Annotated in this window: 7 protein-coding genes and 1 pseudogene; 5 read left to right on the forward strand and 3 right to left on the reverse strand. The window is 73.3% G+C overall.

All coding sequences use genetic code 11. The annotated features are described in order from the left end of the window. Nucleotides 1–165: pseudogene (locus CCN29_RS32795) on the forward strand (LysR family transcriptional regulator); the annotation flags it as partial. Nucleotides 166–440: 275 nt separating this feature from the next. Here CCN29_RS32795 and CCN29_RS32800 read toward each other — a convergent pair. From CCN29_RS32800 to CCN29_RS32810, 3 genes are all read right to left on the reverse strand, one after another. Further along, nucleotides 441–1,121 carry a gamma-glutamyl-gamma-aminobutyrate hydrolase family protein gene (locus CCN29_RS32800; RefSeq protein WP_031023385.1) on the reverse strand — a complete coding sequence of 227 codons (681 nt, stop codon included), beginning with the start codon at nucleotides 1,119–1,121 and terminating at the stop codon, nucleotides 441–443. A gap of 19 nt (nucleotides 1,122–1,140) precedes the next feature. Further along, nucleotides 1,141–2,586 carry an ethanolamine permease gene (eat, locus tag CCN29_RS32805; protein WP_006132323.1) on the reverse strand — a complete coding sequence of 482 codons (1,446 nt, stop codon included), beginning with the start codon at nucleotides 2,584–2,586 and terminating at the stop codon, nucleotides 1,141–1,143. Nucleotides 2,587–2,765: 179 nt separating this feature from the next. Beyond that, nucleotides 2,766–3,500, reverse strand: coding sequence for a FadR/GntR family transcriptional regulator (locus CCN29_RS32810; protein ID WP_086686145.1), 735 nt, complete (start codon nucleotides 3,498–3,500; stop codon nucleotides 2,766–2,768). Between the two features lie 85 nt (nucleotides 3,501–3,585). Between CCN29_RS32810 and CCN29_RS32815 the strand changes: the two genes are divergently transcribed. The 4 genes from CCN29_RS32815 to CCN29_RS32830 form a co-directional block, all read left to right on the forward strand. Beyond that, a complete protein-coding gene (locus tag CCN29_RS32815) occupies nucleotides 3,586–4,956 on the forward strand; it encodes a glutamine synthetase family protein (RefSeq protein WP_086686147.1) in 1,371 nt (456 codons plus the stop codon). Nucleotides 4,957–4,964: 8 nt separating this feature from the next. After that, nucleotides 4,965–6,350, forward strand: a complete 1,386-nt coding sequence (locus tag CCN29_RS32820; protein WP_086686149.1) for an aldehyde dehydrogenase family protein — start codon at nucleotides 4,965–4,967, stop codon at nucleotides 6,348–6,350. Nucleotides 6,351–6,356: 6 nt separating this feature from the next. Further along, complete coding sequence (locus CCN29_RS32825) at nucleotides 6,357–7,139, forward strand: 3-oxoacyl-ACP reductase (RefSeq protein WP_006132327.1); 783 nt, start codon at nucleotides 6,357–6,359, stop codon at nucleotides 7,137–7,139. 48 nt (nucleotides 7,140–7,187) lie between these two features. Beyond that, on the forward strand, nucleotides 7,188–7,475 hold a 288-nt coding region (locus CCN29_RS32830; protein ID WP_442538630.1), incomplete at its 3' end, for a DUF2510 domain-containing protein.

Raw genomic sequence — 7,475 nt, forward strand, 5'->3', positions numbered from 1 at the left:
GCGGTGCTGAGCGAACTCGCGGTGGGGGAGGAGCTGGGGATGCGGCGGCTGGTGCGGATTCCGGTCCAGGGGGTTGCCCTGGCCCGGGACCTGCGCGCGGTCTGGCCCACGGGCCACCGCCCCGCGGGCCCGGCGCGGGATCTTTTGTCGTTGACCCGGAGCTGAGGCGCGCCCAGGGGGCGCGGGGAACGGCGCGACCAGCCACGGCGTGGTCTGCGCCCGGTGTTCAACAGTCCCTGGCACCCCGGTGGCCGTGGGGGGGCGGGTTGCGCAACCCGGCGCTACGGGTTGCCGCCTGCGCCCACCCTCCCCCACTCTCGGCTTCGTTCGAGCGGGAGGTACCCCCATCGCCCTGGGGGTACCTCCCAGGCCCTCAAGGCACTGGGGGAGGCACGACTGCCCGCAGTCGGCAGGGGCGCGGGGGCGCCCGGAGTTCGACGTCACGTCGCGTTGATCAGAGCCCGCATCACCCGCAGGTCGTCCCCCATCTCCGGATGCCACTGGACGCCCAGAGCCCACGCGGGCGCCGGAAGTTCCACCGCCTCCACCGTGCCGTCCTCCGCGTACGCCGACGGGATCAGCCCCCTGCCGAGCCGGTCCACCGCCTGGTGGTGGTAGGTCGGGACCGACGTCTGCTCCGGGGCGAGGCCCCCGTACAGGGTGCCGGGCACCGGCTTCACCGGGTGGCGCCCGAAGACCCCCGGCACCTCGGCGTGGCCGTCGACGTGCTGGAACAGCGTGCCCCCCAGGGCGACGTTCAGCAGCTGCATGCCCCGGCAGATGCCGAGCAACGGCACCCCCCGCTCCAGCGCGGCCGCGATCAGCGCCAGCTCCCACGCGTCCCGGGCCCGCGCCGGAGGCCCCGTGCGGGGGTCGGGCTCGGCGCCGTAGTGGACGGGCTCCACGTCGGGCCCGCCCGCGATCACCAGCCCGTCCAGCCGGGCCACGGCACCCGCCGCGTGCTCGGGCGCGTCCGGCGGAAGCATCGCCGCCAGTCCGCCCGCCCGCTGCACCAGCCGCGGATAGCCGGCCGGCAGCAGCGCCGCGTCCAGCTGCCACACGCCCCACCGCACGCCCGGCTCGGCGTACGTGCTGATGCCGATCAGTGGCCTGCCCGACACCCGGGCACCCCCCTCTTCCTCAGTCCCGCGCCAGCTCCGCCTCGGCCGCCGCCAGCGCCGCGAACTCCTCCTCCGGCGCCTTCGCCACCAGATGCCTGCGGCTGTACAGCCCGAAGTAGGCCAGCGCCACGATGTACACCGCCAGCGCGATGAACGCCGCCGTCACGTCCACCAGGAACGTCGCCACCAGCGCCGCGCAGGCCAGCACCAGCGCCACCGACGAGGTCAGCACCCCGCCCGGCGTGCGGTACGGCCGCGGCAGCTCCGGCTCCCGGCGCCGCAGCACGATGTGCGACAGCGACATCAGCGCGTAGGAGATCGTCGCACCGAAGACCGCGATGTTCAGCATGCGCGCCCCGTTGCCCGAGCCCGCGGCGAGCGCGAACCCGATCGCACCCGGCACCAGCAGCCCGAGGTACGGGGCCCGCCGGCTGCTGGTCAGGGACAGGAACCGCGGCAGGTACCCCGCCCGGGACAGCGCGAACAGCTGCCGCGAGCCGGCGTAGATGAGGGAGAAGAACGAGGCGACGAGCCCCGCGAGTCCCGCGTAGTTCACGATCCTGCTGAGCACCGTCGCCTCGCCGTCCGGCTGGAGCGCCTCCACCAGCGGGTTGCCCGCGTCCTGGACCGCCGCCGAGCCGCGCGCCCCGGCCGCCGTGAGGAAGGTCATCAGGGCCAGCACCACCAGGATGCCCATCGACCAGCGGATCGCGCGCGGCAGCGTACGGGCCGGCTCCCGGGTCTCCTCCGCGGCCAGCGGCACCCCCTCCACGCCGAGGAAGAACCACATGCCGAACGGAAACGCCGCCCAGATCCCGAGCAGCCCCATCGGCAGCCACGAACTCGCGCCGAACGCCGAGGAGTCCACCGGGATGTCGTCCAGCGAGGACGCGTCGAACTCGGGCAGAGCCGCCAGCGCGAACACCACCAGCGCGGCCACCGCGATGCCGGTGACGACGAAACTGAACCGCAGCGCCTCGCCCACGCCCCACAGGTGGATGCCGATGAAAAGGACGAAGCACGCCAGGTACACCGGCCAGCCCGACTCCAGGCCGAACAGGCCGAGCGACTCGACGTAGTCGCCGATGAAGATGGAGATCGCGGCCGGCGCGAGGACGTACTCGATGAGGATGGCGGTGCCGGTGAGGAAGCCGCCCCACGGGCCGAGCGCCCGGCGGGCGAAGCCGTAGCCGCCGCCCGCCGTGGGCAGGATCGACGACAGCTCGGCCAGCGCGAACACCATGCAGGCGTACATGGCGCCCATCAGGACCATGGCGATCGCCAGGCCGCCGAAGCCGCCCTCGGCCAGGCCGAAGTTCCAGCCGGAGTAGTCGCCGGACACGACGTAGGCGACGCCGAGGCCGGTCAGCAGCAGCCAGCCGGCGCTGCCCCGGCGCAGTTTCCGGCGCTCCAGGTAGTCGTCGGGCTCACCGGCGGGTTCACGGGATGCGGATGGAAGGCTCACGGCACGGCTCCCCAGGAGACGGTGTGGCGCGGACGGTGACGGCGGAGACAGACGGGCGCAGGCAATGGAACGGATCCAGACCTTTGTGGGCCCATACCTTCGTGGCGCACCCGTCGCCCGCGCAACCCCCGTGCGTCAAGCCGCGGTAAACCTGCCCGGACGCACCCGCCGCCACACCGTCAGGCGAGGAACCCCCGCAACAGCGCCGCCGTACCCGCACAGTGCTCCCGCATCACCTCGCGCGCCCGGTCCGCGTCCCCCTCCAGCACCGCCGCCACCAGCGCCGCGTGCTGCCGCTGCGAGTGCTCCAGGTTGCGCACCAGCAGCGGGATGCAGTCCAGCAGGTCGTTCACCGTCGCCCGGACCGCCGCGTACTGCGCGGTCAGCGTCGGCGAACCGGACACCTCCGCCAGGGTGAGGTGGAACAGCGTGTCCGCCCGCCGGTAGTCGCCAAGCGTCGCCTCCCGCGTGCCCGCCAGGGCCTCCCGCAGCCGCCCCGCCTGCTCCCTGGTCAGCCCGTGCGCCGCGCACAGCCCCGCCGCACCCACCTCCAGCACCTCGCGGAAGCGCAGCACGTCCTCGATGTCCACCTCGGCGATCCGCCGTCGCAGCTCCTCCTCGCCGGCGTCCGACGGGCGGGGCAGCACGAACGTCCCGCCGTACCGGCCGCGCCGCGACTCCACCAGACCCTGCTCCTGGAGCACCTTCAGCACCTCGCGCAGCGTCACCCGGCTGATCCCCAGCCGCTCCGCCAGCTCCCGCTCCGCAGGCAGCCGCTCCCCGCCCCCCACCAGGCCCAGCCGCACCACCTGGAGGATCTGCTCCAGCGCCTCCTCGAAGCCGTTGCCCGCACGGACCTGCCGCAGCACCGGCGCCAGCCGGTCCCCGACCGCACCGACCGCATCCTCCGGCATCCGGTCGTGCCCCCTTCCCAAGCAATGGTTCCCGGTCATACCTTATGGCTCCCGGCTGACCGAAGAAGCCCGAGGAGGCCCTCCCGTGGCAGACCGCACACCCCCGCTTCCCGTCGAGGAGCTGCACGCCCTCGTCGCGGGCGGCGAGATCGACACTGTCGTCCTGGCCTTCCCCGACATGCAAGGCCGCCTCCAGGGCAAGCGGTTCGCCGCCCGCTTCTTCCTCGACGAGGTTCTCCACCACGGCACCGAGGGCTGCAACTACCTGCTCGCCGTCGACGCCGACATGAACACCGTCGACGGCTACGCCATGTCCTCCTGGGAGACCGGCTACGGCGACTTCGCCATGTACCCCGACCTGGACACCCTGCGCCGGGTCCCCTGGAACGAGGGCACCGCGATGGTCGTCGCCGACCTCGCCTGGGCGGGCGGAACCCCGGTGGCCGCCGCGCCCCGGCAGATCCTGCGCCGTCAGCTCGACCGCCTCGCCGCCCTCGGCTACACCGCCCGGATCGGCACCGAGCTGGAGTTCATCGTCTTCAAGGACACCTACGAACAGGCCTGGGACGCCGGCTACCGCGGCCTCACCCCGGCCAACCAGTACAACGTCGACTACTCGGTGCTCGGCACCGGCCGGATCGAGCCCTTGCTGCGCCGCATCCGCAACGAGATGGCGGGCGCCGGACTCACCGTCGAGTCCGCCAAGGGCGAGTGCAACCCCGGCCAGCACGAGATCGCCTTCCGCTACGACGAGGCCCTGGTCACCTGCGACCAGCACGCGATCTACAAGACCGGAGCCAAGGAGATCGCCGCCCAGGAGGGCGTGTCGATCACCTTCATGGCCAAGTACAACGAACGCGAGGGCAACTCCTGCCACATCCATCTCTCCCTCGCCGACCTCGGCGGGGACAGCGCCATGCCGGACTCCCCGGAGGACCCGGACACCATGTCCGAGGTGATGCGGCACTTCCTCGCCGGACAGCTCGCCGTGCTCCGCGAGTTCTCCCTGCTCTACGCCCCCCACATCAACAGCTACAAGCGGTTCCAGCCGGGCTCGTTCGCCCCGACCGCGGTCGCCTGGGGCCACGACAACCGCACCTGCGCGCTGCGCGTGGTCGGCCACGGCCGCTCCCTGCGCTTCGAGAACCGGCTGCCCGGCGGCGACGTCAACCCGTACCTCGCCGCGGCCGGCATGATCGCCGCCGGCCTGCACGGCATCGAGCAGCGGCTGGAACTGCCCGACCCCTGCGCCGGCAACGCCTACTCCGCCGACTACGAGCACGTCCCCACCACCCTGCGCGAGGCCGCCGAGCTGTGGGAGCACAGCGAGATCGCCAAGGCGGCCTTCGGCGACGAGGTCGTCGCCCACTACCGCAACATGGCGCGCGTCGAGACCGACGCCTTCGACGCCGCGGTCACCGACTGGGAGCTGCGCCGCTCCTTCGAACGCATGTGAGGCCCCGAGTGTCCGACCCGTCCGCCCAGTCCGCCGAGCTCCAGGTCCGCAACCCCGCCACCGAGGAGGTCATCGCCACCGTCCCCGCCGCGACCGTCGCCGACGTCGACGCGGCCGTGACCCGCGCGGCCCGCGCGCAGACGGCCTGGGCCGCCCTCGCCCCCGCCGACCGGGCCCGCCTGCTGCGCCGGTTCGCCGCCACCGTCGACGCGCACCTCGACGAACTCGCCCTCCTGGAGGTCCGCGAGGCCGGCCACACCCTCGGCAACGCCCGCTGGGAGGCGGGCAACGTCCGCGACCTGCTCGACTACGCGGCCGGGGGAGTGGAACGCCTCACCGGCCGGCAGATCCCGGTCCCCGGCGGCATCGACGTGACCTTCCTCGAACCGCTCGGCGTCGTCGCCGTCATCGCCCCCTGGAACTTCCCGATGCCCATCGCGGCCTGGGGCACCGCACCCGCCCTCGCCGCCGGCAACGCGGTCCTCCTCAAACCCGCCGAGACCACCCCCCTCACCGCCCTGCGCCTCGCCCAACTCGCTCTGGAGGCCGGGCTCCCCGAGGGCCTCTTCCAGGTGCTCCCCGGACACGGCGCGGTCGCCGGGAACGCCCTCGTCGAACACCCCGGCGTCGCCAAGATCGTGTTCACCGGGTCCACGGCCGTGGGCAAACAGGTGTGGGCCAAGGGCGCCGACCGCCTCAAGCGGGTCACCCTCGAACTCGGCGGCAAGAGCCCCAACATCGTCTTCGCCGACGCCGACCTGGAGGCCGCCGCGGCGGCCGCCCCCATGTCCTTCCTCGACAACGCCGGACAGGACTGCTGCGCCCGCACCCGCATCCTCGTCGAACGGACCGCGTACGACCGCTTCCTGGAACTGCTCGCCCCCGCGGTCGAGGCCGTCCGCGTCGGCGACCCCAGCGGTGACACGGACGTCGACATGGGCCCGCTGATCTCCCGTACCCAGCTCGACCGCGTCCGCTCCTACGTCCCCGACACCCTCGACGGCATCCGCGGCAAGGTGCCCGAGGGTCCCGGCTACTGGTTTCCGCCCACCGTCCTCACCGGCGTCCGGCCGGACGACCGCGTCGCCGTCGAGGAGGTGTTCGGACCCGTCGCCGTCGTCCTCCCCTTCGACGGCGAGGCCGACGCCGTCCGCCTCGCCAACGCCACCGACTACGGACTCGCCGGCTCCCTGTGGACCCGGGACGTCGGCCGCGCCCTGCGCGTGTCCCGTGCCGTGCGCGCCGGGAACCTGTCCGTCAACTCCCACTCCAGCGTGCGCTACTGGACCCCCTTCGGCGGGTTCAAGCAGTCCGGGGTGGGCCGCGAGCTGGGCCCGGACGCCCTGACCGCCTTCACCGAAACCAAGAACGTCTTCATCAGCACGGAGGCCTGACCGCACATGAGCGAGGACATCATCTGCCGCCGCCTGATCGGCCGCACCGCCGTCGTCACCGGAGCCGGCAGCGGCATCGGGCTCGCCTCCGCGCGCCGGCTCGCCTCCGAGGGGGCGAACGTGGTGTGCGCGGACGTCGACGAGGTCCGCGGCAAGGCCGCCGCCGAGGAGACCGGCGGGATCTTCGTCCGCACCGACGTCACCGACCCCGAGCAGGTCGAGGCGCTGTTCCGCACCGCGTACGAGACGTACGGCAGCGTCGACGTCGCGTTCAACAACGCGGGCATCTCGCCGCCCGACGACGACTCCATCCTGGAGACGGGGCTGGATGCCTGGAAGCGGGTCCAGGAGGTCAACCTCACCTCCGTCTACCTCTGCTGCAAGGCCGCCATCCCCTACATGCGGGAGCAGCGCAGGGGCTCCATCATCAACACCGCGTCCTTCGTGGCCCGGATGGGCGCGGCGACCTCCCAGATCTCGTACACCGCCTCCAAGGGCGGCGTCCTCGCCATGTCCCGCGAGCTGGGCGTGCAGTTCGCCCGGGAGGGCATCCGGGTCAACGCGCTGTGCCCGGGACCGGTCAACACCCCGCTGCTCCAGGAGCTGTTCGCCAAGGACCCGGAACGGGCCGCACGCCGGCTGGTGCACATCCCGCTCGGCCGGTTCGCCGAGGCCGAGGAGATCGCCGCCGCCGTCGCCTTCCTCGCCAGCGACGACTCGTCCTTCGTCAACGCCACCGACTTCCTCGTCGACGGCGGCATCTCCGGGGCGTACGTCACACCGCTGTAGCGCCCGGCCCCAGGCGAGGGCGCCCGTCGTTACAGTGCCCGGATGAGCATGACGCCCCCGCCCGGCTGGTACCCCGACCCGCACGCCCCGCACCTGGAGCGCTGGTGGGACGGCACGGCGTGGACCGACCACCGGCGGACGCCGATGCCCGCGTCCGGGGTGGGGGCGGGCGGCTTCGGCGCCCCGGGGGCGCCCGGCGGGGGCGGCAGCGGCGGCTCCGGGGCCTCCGGCGGTGCGGGCGGTGCGGGCGGCTCGGGTGGTGCCAAGGCCGTCGCGCTGACCGTCGCCGGGGCCGTGCTGGTGGCCGCCGTCGTCGCCGGGGCGGTGGCGCTCACC

Origin of the sequence: Streptomyces pseudogriseolus (assembly GCA_002154585.1) — a bacterium.
GTDB lineage: Bacteria > Actinomycetota > Actinomycetes > Streptomycetales > Streptomycetaceae > Streptomyces > Streptomyces pseudogriseolus.

Bases quoted from the DNA above. Each gene is read 5' to 3' on its own strand.
- CCN29_RS32825 (WP_006132327.1), top strand. From the start codon at position 6,357: ATGAGCGAGGACATCATCTGCCGCCGCCTGATCGGCCGCACCGCCGTC.
- CCN29_RS32810 (WP_086686145.1), bottom strand. From the start codon at position 3,500: ATGCCGGAGGATGCGGTCGGTGCGGTCGGGGACCGGCTGGCGCCGGTG.